The 15,865-nt window shown below is 34.4% G+C and carries 14 protein-coding genes; all 14 read right to left on the bottom strand.

Going from position 1 to position 15,865, the window contains the following annotated elements; all coding sequences use genetic code 11:
• Nucleotides 1-101 precede the first annotated feature (101 nt).
• The 14 genes from G458_RS0113140 to wecB (G458_RS0113075) all read right to left on the bottom strand — a co-directional run bounded on the left by G458_RS0113140 (nt 102) and on the right by wecB (G458_RS0113075) (nt 15,864).
• On the bottom strand, nt 102-1,259 hold the full coding sequence (locus G458_RS0113140) for a glycosyltransferase family 4 protein (protein WP_026952306.1): 1,158 nt from the start codon (nt 1,257-1,259) through the stop codon (nt 102-104).
• Nucleotides 1,260-1,591: 332 nt separating this feature from the next.
• On the bottom strand, nt 1,592-3,136 hold the full coding sequence (locus G458_RS20785) for a capsule assembly Wzi family protein (protein WP_245579272.1): 1,545 nt from the start codon (nt 3,134-3,136) through the stop codon (nt 1,592-1,594).
• A gap of 184 nt (nt 3,137-3,320) precedes the next feature.
• Complete coding sequence (locus tag G458_RS0113130; RefSeq protein WP_051287273.1) at nt 3,321-3,746, bottom strand: WxcM-like domain-containing protein; 426 nt, start codon at nt 3,744-3,746, stop codon at nt 3,321-3,323.
• A complete protein-coding gene (locus G458_RS0113125) occupies nt 3,724-4,935 on the bottom strand; it encodes a glycosyltransferase family 4 protein (protein WP_026952304.1) in 1,212 nt (403 codons plus the stop codon). The genes G458_RS0113130 and G458_RS0113125 overlap by 23 nt, the downstream gene beginning before the upstream one ends.
• Nucleotides 4,925-5,791: a dTDP-4-dehydrorhamnose reductase family protein gene (locus G458_RS0113120; RefSeq protein WP_026952303.1), complete on the bottom strand. Its 867-nt coding sequence runs from the start codon at nt 5,789-5,791 to the stop codon at nt 4,925-4,927. The genes G458_RS0113125 and G458_RS0113120 overlap by 11 nt, the downstream gene beginning before the upstream one ends.
• Nucleotides 5,788-6,912: a non-hydrolyzing UDP-N-acetylglucosamine 2-epimerase gene (wecB, locus tag G458_RS0113115; RefSeq protein ID WP_026952302.1), complete on the bottom strand. Its 1,125-nt coding sequence runs from the start codon at nt 6,910-6,912 to the stop codon at nt 5,788-5,790. Before wecB (G458_RS0113115) ends, G458_RS0113120 begins: the two co-directional genes overlap by 4 nt.
• Nucleotides 6,912-7,952, bottom strand: coding sequence for a polysaccharide biosynthesis protein (locus tag G458_RS0113110; RefSeq protein ID WP_281171618.1), 1,041 nt, complete (start codon nt 7,950-7,952; stop codon nt 6,912-6,914). Before G458_RS0113110 ends, wecB (G458_RS0113115) begins: the two co-directional genes overlap by 1 nt.
• Nucleotides 7,918-9,075, bottom strand: coding sequence for a glycosyltransferase family 4 protein (locus G458_RS0113105; RefSeq protein ID WP_026952300.1), 1,158 nt, complete (start codon nt 9,073-9,075; stop codon nt 7,918-7,920). Before G458_RS0113105 ends, G458_RS0113110 begins: the two co-directional genes overlap by 35 nt.
• A complete protein-coding gene (locus tag G458_RS0113100; RefSeq protein WP_026952299.1) occupies nt 9,059-10,090 on the bottom strand; it encodes an ATP-grasp domain-containing protein in 1,032 nt (343 codons plus the stop codon). Before G458_RS0113100 ends, G458_RS0113105 begins: the two co-directional genes overlap by 17 nt.
• Nucleotides 10,087-11,349: an O-antigen polymerase gene (locus G458_RS0113095; protein WP_169719272.1), complete on the bottom strand. Its 1,263-nt coding sequence runs from the start codon at nt 11,347-11,349 to the stop codon at nt 10,087-10,089. The genes G458_RS0113100 and G458_RS0113095 overlap by 4 nt, the downstream gene beginning before the upstream one ends.
• Nucleotides 11,346-12,440 carry a glycosyltransferase gene (locus G458_RS0113090; protein ID WP_026952297.1) on the bottom strand — a complete coding sequence of 365 codons (1,095 nt, stop codon included), beginning with the start codon at nt 12,438-12,440 and terminating at the stop codon, nt 11,346-11,348. The genes G458_RS0113095 and G458_RS0113090 overlap by 4 nt, the downstream gene beginning before the upstream one ends.
• Complete coding sequence (locus G458_RS0113085) at nt 12,437-13,468, bottom strand: CapA family protein (RefSeq protein ID WP_026952296.1); 1,032 nt, start codon at nt 13,466-13,468, stop codon at nt 12,437-12,439. Before G458_RS0113085 ends, G458_RS0113090 begins: the two co-directional genes overlap by 4 nt.
• The gene (locus tag G458_RS0113080; RefSeq protein ID WP_026952295.1) at nt 13,434-14,750 is read right to left on the bottom strand and encodes an oligosaccharide flippase family protein; all 1,317 of its coding nucleotides are present in this window, start codon (nt 14,748-14,750) and stop codon (nt 13,434-13,436) included. The genes G458_RS0113085 and G458_RS0113080 overlap by 35 nt, the downstream gene beginning before the upstream one ends.
• The gene (gene wecB, locus G458_RS0113075; RefSeq protein WP_026952294.1) at nt 14,737-15,864 is read right to left on the bottom strand and encodes a non-hydrolyzing UDP-N-acetylglucosamine 2-epimerase; all 1,128 of its coding nucleotides are present in this window, start codon (nt 15,862-15,864) and stop codon (nt 14,737-14,739) included. The genes G458_RS0113080 and wecB (G458_RS0113075) overlap by 14 nt, the downstream gene beginning before the upstream one ends.
• Between the last annotated feature and the right edge of the window lies 1 nt (nt 15,865).

Below are 15,865 nucleotides of genomic sequence, written 5' to 3'. Positions count from 1 at the left end.
ACATACCAAAAATGTACTCAAAAACCCAACCAACAATATTTTTTGACCGAAAATAAAAAAGGCCCTTAACGGGCCTCAAAAGATCTAAGTTAAATATTCCATCAATTTAAGTGCAATTTTTCCGGGTCAACCTCTTTAGAATCCTTTCTCATTTTTGACAAGTTATTCGTGTTCAAAGGTCTTATTTCAAGAACCTTAGGCGACTTCATTACTTTCTTCTTGACATACTTCACCGTGACTTTATCCAGTCTGTATCCTAGAAATAGTACAATACAAGAAAGCACCGGCAGAAAGACATTATCAGAAAAATCTCTAAATGCAAAAACCAAAAATATTAATATCAAATGCAAAATACCCAGGATCATCGCAACCTGATCATGACGATAACCCATACGAATCATGAAGTGATGGATGTGGGTTTTGTCTGCAGTCATAGGATGTTGACCTTTGGAAATCCTTCTGGCAAACACCCTTGCCATATCATAAAGCGGGTAGATCATCAAGGCAATGCCAAAGGTGAAGGATGGCTTGATTTTCATAAAGGCATCCTCGGGCAGCGCAAAATTGTACTCCATAAAAGCCACTACCAAGCTGCCCATTGCAAAGCCTAAAGTCAGGGAGCCGGTATCTCCCATAAATATTTTTGCCGGATGCCAATTGAAGGCTAAGAAGGCCAAAACTCCACCCAATAAGGTGAAACTCAAAATGGAGAAACTCTCCAGGCCTTGGATCTGAAACCAGAATCCCAAAATCCCAAGAGTTACCACTGCTATACTTCCTGCAAGTCCGTCCAACCCGTCAATCAGGTTAAACCCATTGGTCAAGGCAAGTAACACAAAGGAGGTGAAAGCGTAGCTAAACCATAGTGGCAATTCCTCAATCCCCATAAACCCGTGGAAGTCCTTAATCCGGATATCTCCGGCCACTACTACCAGCAGAACGGCTACTATCTGCCCCAAGATTTTATGTTTGGCCTTAAGTTCCACCAAATCATCACGAAGCCCTACAAAGAACATCAAGGCAATGGCACCTAGCAGGTAGCGAATATCCGGTAAAGGATACTGCCAACCCCAAATCCCAAGAGCAACGAAAGTGGCGACAATAAAGGCTATTCCACCCATGGATGGGGTGAATTTCTTGTGGATTTTTCTTCCACCGGGGGTATCTCCTATATTGGCTTTTTTCAGAACCGAAATCACCACAGGAGTCAACAAAAAGCCCACGGAAAAAGAGGTGAGCAGTGCAAAAAGATAATTCATAAGTAGTTGGTTTTAAAAATCTTATTCACGACTTGAATTTAACGATTGTCAATTTTTATGCCTAGAAATTGCAAGAGAAATAATTTTTCAAGGTTTTTTTAAAAAAACATAAAATTCAATTTCTTGATTTTGAAAAGGACCTGCTCAAATTTGAACACCATTTTTGAGTAGGTCAATGATTTTTTCTATGAACGAATCATCCGAGACAAACATTACTGGATTGGATTAAAATGACCCGAAAAAGTAGAGATCCGAATAATCCTAAGCCCAATATTTTGAATATCTCAACAAATCTTCGATCACTGTGGATTAGAATCACGATTCTTTTTCCACTAGAAAGGTTGAAAATTCTTTAGGTCAAAAACCTTGCCTTTTTCCTCCTTCTTATTCCAGAAATAAATTATCGAAGCCTGAGCTATTACAGAGGTCAGATTCTGACCTTTCGGAAAGTCAGGCGTACTGGCCGGATCCAACTGCCACTGATAGTTTCTGGCATGAATCAACTGAAGCTTGGAGCTAAGCAATAGATTGTCAAATTGCTTGTCATACAGGAAACCGAGAGAAAGGTCTATCCAGGGTTTCCTCTCTGTGAACTGAAGCAAGGCCTTATAATAAAAGTCCTGGTTATTAGCTAATCGCTCAAAAAGCAATCCCATTTTATCCACACCCTCAACTAAGGAAACTTCTACAGTCTGCAAATTTGAACCAGTACCAATTCCCACACCTAGAGGTTGCCCGTAATTTACAAAGCCCCGTGCAGGATTATGAGTATGCCAAGAAAGTCCTCCACGAATTCCTCCAGAAATCCCTCCATACCGGATATATCTATTAACTGATTCCTGCTGATGGGTTACCTCAGACCGAATTTGAATCATTTTTCCTATTTCTTGGATTTCAAATAATTGATTAAATCCGAAAATAAAGGCTCTGGCATGTTCTGGGTTTAAAATATATTCCCTCCAATTAAACGCATGATCTCTACGACCATATTCAAAATAAAGCTCGGATTTTGTCCTTGGAACAACTAACCTACCAAAAATCGTAATAGTCTGATCTCTCCCGTTCCCATCGAAGTCAACTGAATTTCCTCCTTCAAAGAAGTTTTTCTTCTGGAAACCCTCAAAAATTGGGAACCAATCATAAAAAGAATTTCCCCGATTTTCATTGTACTGCTGGAAGGTTCTACTAAATCCAAAATAAAAACCTTTTACCCATTTAGGATTCCAGGAAAAAGTGATTGCATTTAAGTATCTGAAGTCCCCTGAAAATGGTCTAAAGAATCGCTCATTCAAATCTTCATTTTGAGAGGGCGCAAAACCTGAATTCCTTAACCTTCCGATTACCATCTGAAGCTCCAAATTACCCAAAAATGTTTTTGCAGGTTTAACAGTATTTATTGTCCAATGGGGAAATCCTTGTGCATTGTTTGAAAATGTTAAGGCATTAAACTGCCCCGGACCCCACCAAATATTTCCTGTGCTTCCCCCTACTTCAAATGCTCCGTATTGAAAAGTCAGTTTAGATTGTCCCCACCACGGACGGAAGTAAACTCCATTTCCATAACGTTCTGGATTATCACCCCAATTCCACAAAAAAAATCGGCTGCTTATTTCTGAAGGATTCATTTCAGATAGTCCCGTTTGAAATCCTGCATTTTGCGCTAAAACAAATTCAGGGCGAAAAGTGAAATTGATAAACTTATACTTGGCTTCAACTCCTCCTGAAAAATAAGTCTGAAAACCAGGATTGGGAATTAATCCATAGTCTGCCCAACCATAAGGCCTTCCTGTTAAGATTCGGGTCGTATTTACAAAAGGCAAGACCCCAAGAGAAAATCCATTTATTTCATTAAATGGCAAAGCTAAAGGTTCTGCCAACCAATAACTTGAGTCTGAAATGGGGATAGAACGAACCAAAAAAGAGCTTTCTAGAGAATCATTAGATATTAATTGCTTTCTGCGAAGTAATTCTTCAAGAATCGGTAAGCCGGCTGGTAATGATTGTGCAGAAATCTTTGAAAAAGATAAAACTACAAGGGCTGTAATTAAAAGTTTATTTATTCTAGCTCCAGGCATAAAACTCGTTTGAATTAAACCGGAAATCGTCATTTTTTGACTCTTCAAGCTTTAGATTTGAATAGACCATAAGCTTTGATTCATCGGTCAAAAATTGAAATCCGTTTGCATAGCCACCAGGAATAACTAATATCTCGGGAGTATTAGAGTCAAGGATAAATTCTATTGGATCGAGAGATATCCTTTTTTCGAAGTCTAAAACGGGAACTAAAATAACTTTTGTTTTACCCAGAATGGGGAAAAAAGCCTTTTCCTCAATTTTATGCCCTTGCCAAGCTCTTATTTGACCTTGAATTTCAGAGGAAATCACATAAAATCTAACAAATTTGTTTAAAACAAATTCATTACAAAAATCCAATTGACCTCGATGATCCTTAAATTTTTCTACTTTATACAGTACAGGTTTCTTCAAATGTCAATTTTGTAAGCTTCTCAATATTTTTCTCTCTGATAAAAGTTGAATTTAACAAATCAATGGAATATGACCCCATTTGATCCAGATCCTGTCTGGAAAGATTTAAAAAAGCTTCAAAGCCCTGATAGATAGAGTCTATATCATTTGGATCAGCAATAATTCCCAAATTATATCGCTTTACCATGTTAGGAACTTCTCCTTTCATTATCGCAAAAATAGGCTTTTCATAATTCAAGTAAGTTTGAAACTTACTTGGAATCATAAATTCATAAATAGAAGAATCTACTAAGGAAATAAGTAAAACATCGCTCCCTGAAAAATAATCAGGCATTTCCATTAAAGGTCGTCTCCCAACAAAATTGATATTTTTTATCTCATGATTTTTAACCAATGCTTTTAAGGAACTCATCGCAGAACCATCTCCAATTAAATTAATCCATACTTCTGGATGTTTTATGGAAATATTTTTAAAAGCCAAGAGTACATTTTCAAGATTTTGAACCTTTCCTAAATTTCCAGCAAAAGTAAAGTTAAATCTGCCAGGTAGGACTTTAGGATCAAGGGATGTAGATTCTATGATTGGCCAATTGGGTATCCATTGAATGGTTTTTTCTTCTTTAAGAAAGGTCGAAAGTTTGGGTGTAAATCCAGAACAAGAAACCGCTATTTTATCTGAATTATTGTAAACAAATGAAACGAGCCAATTTAAACATTTATCAAAAAGTTTGCTTTTTTTGAATCCATAGGCGTACACTGTATCAGGCCAAAGATCTTGAGTCCAGATCGTAAGCTTCTTATTAAATAGTATCCTAATTAAATTCCCTGGAAGTGCAACAGTTAGAGGCCCCGTTTGATAGACGAATACCCTGTCGAATTTTCGCCCAATCCATAGTGATACCAAAGACGCAAAAAAAACAAAACTAAAATAGTTTAATATTTTAATAACCTTGCTCTTTTGGTAGCCCTGTAAAACAAAAACCCTGTGTACTGGAATCTCGCCAAAAAATGTTTTTTGGTAAATTTTATTTTGATAACCTTCAAAAATTTTTCCGAAAGGATAGGAAGGGTTTCTTGTCAAAACTTCCACTTGATATCCCTGAGAAGACCATTCCTTGGCCAAATCATTGATAATGAAATCTTCAGGGTAAAATGCCTCCCCGATTATTAAAAGTTTTTTATCCAACATTAGGATATATGGTGCTATAAAGTTCATTATGATGACTCATGAAAAGTTTCATTTCATGAATCATCTGATGGTATGAAGGGATAGCTGAAAAAGTGCCTGAATATTCAGATTTTAAGCTCTTATCCACTTTTTTCCCTTCCACTGAATTAATCTTTAGATCTTTATTAAATTCTAAATTGAAAAGGTTTAATAATTCGAATTTGGAAATTGATTCTCCATTGGTGATATGATATAAACCCTTAATTCCCTTTTGGATACTTTCTTCAATAACCTTAGCCAATTCTATCGTAGTCACACCACCCCAAAAAGCTTGAGTAAACCCATTGACTTCATTTGTCTGATTCATAAACCAATGTAAAAGTCCTTCTCCTTTTTGCTTTAGCTCTGGTCCAATAATAGAAGTCCTCAGGGTTAAATGCTTTGTTGAAAAAATCTCACCCAATGCTTTTCCTCTTCCATAGACATCATCTGCATCTCTGAAATCCGATTCTAGGTATCCCCCTTTTTTACCAGAAAAGACACAATCTGTTGAAATATGAATCACCCCCGATCCAATTCCCTCTGCTACATCAACCAAAAAATGAGGTAAATAAGCGTTTATCAAAATGGAATTTTTGGGATTATCATTTGAACCCTTAATTAAAATCCCTATACAATTAACTATGAAATCTGGCTTGATTTCTTTGACAACTTGCTCTAGGCGACTGAAATCCGTCACATCACAAATAATTGTCTCCTGCCGAAGTTTATTTCTAAAGGAAAGATCAAAAACTTGGTATTCAGGATTATTATCAAGTTTAAAAAAAACTTGATGGCCTAACATACCGGTAGAGCCTAATACCAAAACGCTTTTCATTCTTTATTCCAAGTTACTTTGTTAACAATCGAAGTATAGCTTTGAATTGCCCGAATAACTCTTGTAGATGTATTTTTGATATCATACTCGAAAGGCAAGTGCTGATGACCCGATGCATGAAGCTCTCGTGCTACCGGTATAGATTGAAGCATGCTTTCTTTTGAAATACCTCCCAATACAATTGTTCCGGCATCGATGGCTTCCGGTCGTTCTGTGCTAGTTCTTATACTCACAGCAGGAAAATTCATCATAGCTGATTCTTCAGAGATAGTTCCAGAGTCAGATAAAACCACAAATGCCTCTTTTTGCAATTTTACATAATCAAAGAAGCCTAATGGTTCTACATTTCTGATTAATTCATGAAAAACAATCCCCTTTTCTTGAATTCGCTTTTTCGTCCGAGGATGGGTACTGAAAATGATTGGAATTTGATAGGTCTCTGCAACAGCATTCAGAGAATCTGCCAAAATATCAAAATGGTTTTTCAGGTCTATATTTTCTTCACGGTGGGCACTTACCACTATAAACTGACCTGACTCCAAACCTAATCTTTGAACCACATCCGAAGAAAATATTTCAGTTTCGTACTTGTCTAACACTTCCCTTAAAGGCGAACCGGTAACAAAAACATGATCTTTCCGAAAACCCTCGCTAAGTAAATATCTTCGGCTATTTTCCGTGTAGGTCAAATTAATATCTGAAATATGATCAGAAATTTTCCGGTTGATTTCTTCAGGTACATTTTGATCAAAACAACGATTTCCTGCCTCCATATGGAAAATCGGAATCTTCAATCGCTTTGCGGCGATGGTACAAAGTACACTATTTGTATCGCCCAAAACTAATAATGTGTCTGGCTGAATTTGAGCTAAAACCTCAAATGATTTGGCAATTACATTACCAATGGTCTCTCCAAGATGCTTACCTGCGACATTCAAATAGAAATCAGGCTCGCGAAGCTGGAGATCTTCAAAAAAGATTTGGTTGAGAGTGTAATCGTAATTTTGGCCGGTATGAACTAACTTATGTTCAAAAAAATGATCACATTTTTTAATGCATTCTGCCAAGCGAATGATTTCTGGACGGGTTCCTACTACGGTAACTACTTTTAGCTTTTTCATTAATTTTTCCAATTAGCAAGTTCTTCCTGAATAAAAGGAAGTGCCAGCAATTTCTCTTTGATTTGAGAGATACTAAGTCTACTGGTATTATGAGAATTATAATCCTCTAATTTTTCGACATTGGTACTTCCTTCAGTAAAATAGCTTCCATAGTTCAAATCCCGATTATCAGCAGGAATTCTGAAAAAATCGCCTAAATCTTCGGCCTTCTCCATTTCTTCTCTGGTACAAAGAGTTTCATAGAGTTTTTCCCCATGCCTAGTACCAATCACCCGAATTTCATTTTCAACCTGGAATAACTCCTTTAAAGCGATAGCCAAGTCCCCAATCGTCGAGGCAGGAGCTTTTTGAACAAAAAGATCCCCTTGATTTCCATTTTCAAAAGCAAAAAGTACTAGATCCACTGCTTCCTCCAATGACATCAAATAGCGAGTCATATCGGGATTAGTAATGGTTATAGCTTTACCTGCTTTTATCTGTTCGACAAATAAGGGAATCACTGAACCTCTAGAAGCCATCACATTTCCATATCGAGTTAGACATACTTTCGTCTTAGCCCCTTTAATATTTCTGGATTCAGCCACAGCCACTTTTTCCATTAATGCTTTGGTCATACCCATGGCATTAATAGGATAAGCTGCTTTATCTGTACTGAGACAAATAACATTTTTTACTTTATTGGCTACACAAGCCTTAATTACATTTTCGGTACCAAGCACGTTGGTTTTAGTAGCCTCAATAGGAAAGAACTCGCAGGAAGGCACTTGCTTAAGTGCAGCAGCTTGGAAAACATAATCCACACCCTTTAATGCTAGGTCCAAACTATTGTAATCCCGAACATCCCCTATGTAAAATTTAACTTTGGGATGATTTAAGGCTACACGCATGTCATGCTGTTTTTTCTCATCTCGAGAGAAAATTCGAATTTCATCAATATCGGAATCCAAGAACCGTGAAAGAACAGCATTTCCGAAAGAGCCTGTTCCTCCCGTAATTAATAAAGTTTTATTTTTGAACATTATATTTTCTTGCTTGATCAATAATGAATTGAAAAGTTTCTTTAGATGTTTTTTCCCATGAATATTTCTTAACCCTTTCAATATTCTCCACACACATCGTATATCTTTCTTTAGGAGAATGAAGCAATTCCAAAAGTGCCTTTTCGATAGATTTCACAGACTTGGGATCAAAATAAAATCCACCATCTTCCAAAAATTCCGGCATTGGTTGATAATTACTACAAGCAATAGGTAAACCTGATGCCATTGATTCTATTAAAATATTGGGCATGTTTTCACAAGAGGAGGCAAAAATAATCCCATCTGCTGTTTGATACAACTTTTCAATTTCATCATAGGGTTGATGACCATGATAAATGATGAAGTTTGAGGAAGGATCCAATTCTTTAAAACAATTCATTAATTGATCTCCAGCTGGTTTAAAAATTATTCCTCCAACTAAATGAAGCTCAACCGGTAACCCTATCAATTTTAAGGCTGCTAAGGCTCTAACAACATTGACATGATGTTTATAGACATGTACCGTTGAAACGTATAAAAATCGAAATGGCTTATTTGGAGAATAATTATCTATTGATTCTTGAACTTTTACTTTCCCAATAAACTTCGTTGATATTCCATGATGGATAACAACTTGATTTTTCCCGTTTATAGAAAGTATTCGATTAATTTCCCTTTTAGCATATGAGGAGATAAAAATCAAACCAACAGAATTTTTAAAACATCGTTTTTGCTTTAAAAAATTGAGATAAAACCTCGATCTTTCTTTAAAGCTTCCTATCTCATTCAATGCAGATCGATCATATAGAAGCATATTTCTGGACATTCCAACAACGGGTGTGAAATTTCCTAAGAAGTCCCCTGTAACAGAAAAAAGAATATCACAACTACTTTTAATATGCTTATCAAATTTGAAAATTTGGAAAAGAACTCTACTAAATAAACCAGAATTAAGATCAGGGAAAGATATTTTTTCTAATCTTTGAATTTCAGGGATTTGTTTTAAAACTGTATCAGATGAAAAAATTACTATTCTTGAAATAGTTACTGAGAAATCATCTTGACTAAAATAAGATAATATTTCTTTTAAATGGGTTATCCCCCCTCCTCCACCTACATTCGTAGCATCAATTCCAATTCTCATCTATATACTTTTTAATAGAATAAACGAATTCTATTTCGAGTTGAGAGGGCATATTTACCAGATGCCATTCGCCCATTATTTTTTGAAAAAATCTAGTAGATTTTTCAAGAGTATAATTTCCGAAATTCAAAAACTGAAATTCGATCAGATAAAATCTAAAGCCATCAAAGGCAATATCAAGAGAAACAAAAGGTGTTTTAATTTCCTCAATAAATGAGTGAGCAAAATCAAGTAGACCTAACGGAATCGTTGGTTCAATATTCAATTTTCCACCTCCGCTAGCACGAAAATCATTGTCTCTGTTCATGCGTTGAACTACATAGAACTTATCACCATAAACCAAAACCTTATAGTCACCTGTTAGACCTTTAATAAACTTCTGAACAATAAATTTATTACGGTGAGTTGATTTTTTTATATAATTTTTATATCTAAACTTCAATAAATGTTTAAAAGTAACTTTAAAGCTATCAACCAAATTATGGGATTTAGATGCCATTTTTGGAAGTTTCACTTTATCAGAACGACTTATTAATAACTTAACACCAGAACTTAATGCCCCAGAGGCTGGTTTTAGTACCCATTCATGATCAAGAAAATTATCAATGTCCTTTAAATAATCTTCATATGTCCCGTAAGCAAAAGAAGGAAGAATATTAAATTTCGGAGATAGATGAATTTTTCTAAAAAGCTCCATAAATACCTTATTATGATGCGCTCTGAGATATGGAAATGGAGGAATTAATTTTGCTTGAATCTCATTAAGAGCCAAAACAACATCTTCTATAAATCCTTTATATTGGCCTCCTGGATCCTCAGAAGAAGGATATATAACAAATGTATCCTTAAAATCATTAATTCTTTGAATAATATCAGAAAATGAAACAAAATAAACTTTATAGTCCAGCTTTAAAAAAACTTCCCTTATTAAATCTAAGTCCAATGAAGCATCCCAATACCTAACTGATGAGTAAAGTTTACCCCTATAATCTGTAACAATATATATATCTTTCATTTTTGAACTATAAAATAATTATTTCTTGGCCCAACAACAAACAGATAAATAATATAAAACTCAAATATCTTATAAACAAATAAACTAATAGTATTAGTTGTAAATTCTGTGTAAAGATAAGAACATACCCCAACTAAAAGAAATGGATAGATAGAGGCTTCAAACATATTATAATTTTTCCTCTGGAAAAATAGTCTCTTTTTTGCAAATTGAGCAAGTAATATTAAAAGAACACTCATTTGAAATAGTCCAAAGACAATTCCAAATAAAAATCCAAAGTTAATAATTGCCTCAGAAATTACACCGGTGGTAAAATAAGAATATCCATCATAACGATTATCAAAGTACTTCTCTGTAATAATTACACCCCCACTTGGAGGTTTATCCGGCCATATTGATCTTGGAACTAAGTTGGTGATTGCGGTGATGTATGTCCAGCCATATTCGGGATCAGAAATTACATTTTTCTCAAATAGTTTTTCAAGAGGCACTATTCCATAGGAAAAATTAGAAAATTCTAATTTTTGATCAACATTTTTCTGAATACTAAAAGTATTGTTTTCATATTTAATCCCAGAAGATCGAATAAATCCAATAAAAGAAGCAGTAATAAGTATACAAATACTTCCAATCGTAGCCCAACGAAGACTAACCTTTTTAATAGAGAAATTATAAAACATAAGCATAAAAACAAAATTCCAAAGCAATGTACTTCTAGACCCAGATAATAGTGAAATTCCAATGAAGATAATTAAATGAACTAAGTATAAATAAATATTTCTCTTATTGATTGGATGAAACTTAATAATTATAATAAAGTAAAGATAATTCAGAACATTTATTACTTTTATTAGCAAAATAGCAACTCCAAAACTTTGCCAAGAAACAACACGGGAATTAATACTGGAAATAAAAGAACTAAAATCACCAATACTATTAATTAAGTAAAATTGTGCGAGAATTGGAATCAAGGACAACACCCAAATTCTCCTTTCCATTTTCCTTACTGCAATTGGAGAAATTACAATTGAACTTTGGATAAAAGTAATATTTGATTCAATAATAAAAATCAGGAAACTTATGCTAATTAAAAAAAAAACTAAAAACAAAATATAAGGATTTTGATTTTCCCAAAATACCTCACCAAAAAAAGTAAATAATATAACTAAATATACTTTTGATATTGAAAAAATATTTCTTGACTTCGAAAAAGAAATTCCGAAGACAAATATAAAATATATTAATAATAAAAACTTCACTTTGTTACCTTATACAAAACTTTTCTTACACTTTCTTTAAAGTCAACTGAATCATAAAAATCCCTACTATTAACTGAATAGCTATGATAATTATTGTCCAATTCCATTATTGCATCAACTATACTTTCCTGATTGTTAAGATCAACACAAACACCTGCATTTGAAATACCTATAGTTGTATAAAGTCCAGGAATATTCTGAGCTAAAATAGGTATAGAAAATCCAGAATACTCCCAAATTTTATTAGGAGCACAATAAATCGAATTCAATGAATCATAATCATAAAATGCGACTCCTATGTGACAATGACTTGTCACGTTCAAATGATCAGGAGGAGCCACCCAAGGAATATGAATTAGATTCGGGTTTATTTTCATAAAAGAAGGAACTCTTTTTTCTATATCTTTACCCATTAGTATCAACTGAAACCTATCTCTCAATAAATAAGTCGCTTTAACAAGTGGATCCAAATTTCTATCTGATAGTAAAGAACCCTGATAAATTATAATTTTCTTACCGAAAGATTTAATCGAATATATTATGTTTTGAATCTCCAAATTGGTAATAATTGCATTTCGCTCACGACTATGATACATTGGTTTATTTGGAATTATATTGGGAGTATCCAATAACTTATACCACACTTTTGCAATATTTGCACGATTGTATTCATTAAAAACAATTTGATCATAATATCTAATGACTTTTTGTGTAATATATTTCCAGAATAGAAATTGATCGTGCAATTCATGGAGAGAGAGAACAGATTTTTCGTTTTTAAAATATTCTCCAAAAGCAATAGCAGTATCAATACGTGCAACCCAAAAAATAGCATTAGACTTTAAGTTATTTTCTTTAATCACCTTTAGGGTTCTTTTTCGAAATCTCCAAAAATTGAAAATTTTAGAAATCAAATTTTTAACGATTGGTTCTCCTGTTTGATAAATTGACACTCTATCCTCTTTTATATTATTCCTACAAGAGGAACAAATACAAACAACATTATACCCTAATGATAAGAAGGCTTGAATATAATTAAGAACAGTTGGGGAGGCGAAAATTTCACCTCGGCTAATAATTACTATTTTCACTTGAATAATGATTTAATTTTTTTCCCATCAATTTTCTTCATTTGCTTTATAGGGTTACCTCGAAAGAGAAACTTTATGGGTCGAATTAACTTGTGATTAAAGTGAAATTGAAGATTTAACAAAGGGGGAAACAAACTCAGCATATGGAAAAGAGCTGAACGGTTATGATACGATTCAATAAAGGTTATTTCACCGTCATGACGAATCCGTGTTCCTACAACCCGGTGAATGATTCCTTGATTTCCAAAATCCAGGAGAACAATCAGCCCTCGTTTATTTTCTTCTTTTAAAGAAAATGTCTGATTGTTGAAATTGATATCATCAAAGCAGAAGTTACCTAGGCTATAATAGATTTTTTTTCCCTGTTGATTAACTATCGGATGAATCACATGCGAATGATGGCCAATAATGACATCGGCATCTGTTTCAGATAATTGCCTTGCTTTTCTTAACTGATCTGAATCTGGAAACATCATATTTTCAGATTTCCCCCCCCAATGCAAGTAAATAATAACGTATTTACAAGAAGTTTTGAGTTGGGTTATGTCAGCCTTTACTTTTCCAATATCAAAATAGGATACTTGAATAGTGGTATCCGGTGGAGGGCAAGGATTCGTTGGTTTATCAACATAGTTAAGTATTCCCACCTTAAAACCCTCCGAACTTTCTAAAATTAAAGATGACTGAGCCGGAGTTTTTACTGCTGCCCCAAAGTACTGAATATTAAGTTGGTCAAGAATCGAAGTAGTTTTCTTAAGACCACTTTCAAGATTATCGTAAATGTGGTTGTTTGCCAATGCTACATGAGTAAATCCGAATGTTTTAAGCTGCTCAAGGGCTTTACTCGATGTACTCAGAGAGGGAATTTTAAATGGATTTATTTCGCCATTTTCCCCGCTCGCAAGACATTCAAGATTTCCTATAAAATAGTCTGTTTCAAAAGGTAATTTAAATTGGCTAAAACGCTTTTTGTCTATAGAGGAATATCTGTTATTAAACGATATATCCCCGCTGAATGCTATTTTCATTTATTCGTAATTTATACCAGATATATCCAGACTGAATTACAAACAAGCCTGCATAAGAAAAGACAAATGACTTTGCAATCCATTGGGCTCCCTCGTTCAAATCAATAAATCCGATGATTAGGACTAGAATGGCCCAAATGAAGTTAAACATTAGATTTGACCACATCAAATGAAGTGCAGCAAGTACTTTACCTAGGTAAACAAGCAAAGAGCTTAAAATTGCTGCAATCGAGAACCACCGAAGGATTGTAGTACCTCCCGAAAATTCCTTTCCAAATAGGGAAAGTATTTGAGCAGGAAATAAAAAGGTCGGAAGGGCAACAATAAATGATATTGCAAACAGCATAACAATATGCTTTTTTATAGTTTTTATGAATTCCACCTTGTTCTCAACCAATTTGTTGATGGATGGAAATAAACTATCCGAAATAGCCATTGGAGCAAAAACAAGCAATGCAAAAATCAGGAATCCAACATTATAAAGTGCAACCTCAGTCAAACCATTCGGGAGTTTTATAAGCAAATAACTTATAAGCCAAAGAATGGGGGGGGCAGTCAACCCCGAAAGCAGGGCTGGGATGTTAAAAGACTTTTGAATTGAATGATTGTAAATTACTTTTTTTGATAAAATATATTTAAATACTGGAATGTGCTTTTCTACTACTATCGTAAGGATTACTAACTGAATAAAAGCCAAAAGAGTCAAGGTTATAACCGCACCTACCAAACTAAAAAAGTACGTGAAAATAAAAGCAAATAATAAGTTAGTGGTTCCTACAAACAAGGAAACTTGAAAATACAATTTAAACTTTTCCAAGCCTTTCAATATTCCTACAAATGAATGGCTGATATTGATAAATATTAGGTAAAGGAATGAAACCCTGAGGAGAATCAAATCATTAGTACTATTTATATTTTCAGATAAAAATAAGTATGCGAAAATTTCCAGGATAATAAAAATAAAAAAAGATAATAGTATTGATGTTACAAGATTCGACTTAATTATACCATACAAGTCAGTCTTATCAGACCTTTGGATTCCCCCAGCAACAAATTTCGTCATGGATATTCCAAATGCAATTCCCAATGAGAACTCAAAAACCTGAGATGTATTTTTAATGTAAGCATATTTCCCGTACATTTCAACACCTAGGATTTGAGCGATAATTATGTTTGACAAGAAAACACCACCTCTCAACAGAACCGTCGATAACATATTCCAAATAGAATTAGTTATTGCTTTGTTCTGACGTATTTTTACTACACGATCATAGACTTGCATTAAGCATAAATTGAATTATTCTTTCAGTAGTTTTTCCATCTCCGTATGGGTTGTTTTTTATACTCATCTTGTGATACATTTCAGAGTCAGTTAATAGTGCCTGTGTCGTAAAAAATATTTTGTCTTCATCAGTCCCTAATAAAATAACTGTTCCTTCCTTTACAGCTTCAGGGCGTTCTGTGTTTTCTCGAAGTACAAGAACGGGTTTACCAAGACTTGGGGCTTCTTCCTGAACCCCGCCGCTGTCTGTAAGAATTAATTTTGACTGTTTCATCATCCAAACGAACGAAGGATATGACAATGGGTTTATCAGATGGATATTGGGGATATCTGATAGCAATTTTTTTACTGGGGAAGCAATGTTTGGGTTTAAATGTACGGGAAAAACGATTTCAGTCCCTTTTATTTCCAGTGCAATTCTTCGAAGTGCCTGACAAATTTTGATAATACCTTCTCCATGATTTTCCCGTCGATGCCCAGTAACTAAAATTACCTTCTTTGAAAGATCAACTTTTGAGCAAATTTCACAGATTTCAGCATTTTTGAGATGGACAGTCTTTTTGGCTGTAAACAACAAGGCATCAATGACTGAATTCCCCGTAACAACAATGGATGAATCAGCAATATTTTCCTTTATCAGATTTTCTTTAGCTACTTGTGTTGGAGTAAAATGAAATGTTGCAACTCTTCCAGTTATTTGCCGATTCATTTCTTCAGGGAAGGGGGAATTTTTGTCATTTGTTCTCAAACCTGCCTCAACATGACAAACTTTTGCGCCTGCATAAAAAGCCGATAACGATGCCACCATTGATGTGGTAGTGTCTCCATGGACGAATACATAGTCTGGTTGAAAGTCCTTCATTATCGGATCAAGCCCTGTAAAAATTCGCGAAGTTATTCCGGCCAATGTTTGGTTTGGCTGCATGATGTTCAAATCATAATCTTTTGGTAACTCAAAAAAATCTATGACTTGATCTAACATTTCCCGGTGTTGGGAAGTCAAACATACTTTAGTTAAAAACTCTTCTCTCTCCAAAAATCCCTTGATAATAGGCGCAAGCTTAATTGCCTCTGGTCTTGTTCCAAAAACAAATAGAATTTTTTCCTTTTTCATT

The organism is Algoriphagus mannitolivorans DSM 15301 (genome assembly GCF_000429425.1).
Taxonomy (GTDB): Bacteria; Bacteroidota; Bacteroidia; order Cytophagales; family Cyclobacteriaceae; genus Algoriphagus; species Algoriphagus mannitolivorans.
Note: the sequence above shows the minus strand (reverse complement) of the source record. Positions and strands in the feature narration are given on the sequence as shown.

What these genes read in the sequence shown, in the direction of transcription:
- G458_RS0113140 (WP_026952306.1), bottom strand. Translation starts at nt 1,259, where the DNA reads ATGAATTATCTTTTTGCACTGCTCACCTCTTTTTCCGTGGGCTTTTTG.
- G458_RS0113125 (WP_026952304.1), bottom strand. Translation starts at nt 4,935, where the DNA reads ATGTTGGATAAAAAACTTTTAATAATCGGGGAGGCATTTTACCCTGAA.
- G458_RS0113120 (WP_026952303.1), bottom strand. Translation starts at nt 5,791, where the DNA reads ATGAAAAGCGTTTTGGTATTAGGCTCTACCGGTATGTTAGGCCATCAA.
- wecB (WP_026952302.1), bottom strand. Translation starts at nt 6,912, where the DNA reads ATGAAAAAGCTAAAAGTAGTTACCGTAGTAGGAACCCGTCCAGAAATC.
- G458_RS0113105 (WP_026952300.1), bottom strand. Translation starts at nt 9,075, where the DNA reads ATGAGAATTGGAATTGATGCTACGAATGTAGGTGGAGGAGGGGGGATA.
- G458_RS0113100 (WP_026952299.1), bottom strand. Translation starts at nt 10,090, where the DNA reads ATGAAAGATATATATATTGTTACAGATTATAGGGGTAAACTTTACTCA.
- G458_RS0113085 (WP_026952296.1), bottom strand. Translation starts at nt 13,468, where the DNA reads ATGAAAATAGCATTCAGCGGGGATATATCGTTTAATAACAGATATTCC.
- G458_RS0113080 (WP_026952295.1), bottom strand. Translation starts at nt 14,750, where the DNA reads ATGCAAGTCTATGATCGTGTAGTAAAAATACGTCAGAACAAAGCAATA.
- wecB (WP_026952294.1), bottom strand. Translation starts at nt 15,864, where the DNA reads ATGAAAAAGGAAAAAATTCTATTTGTTTTTGGAACAAGACCAGAGGCA.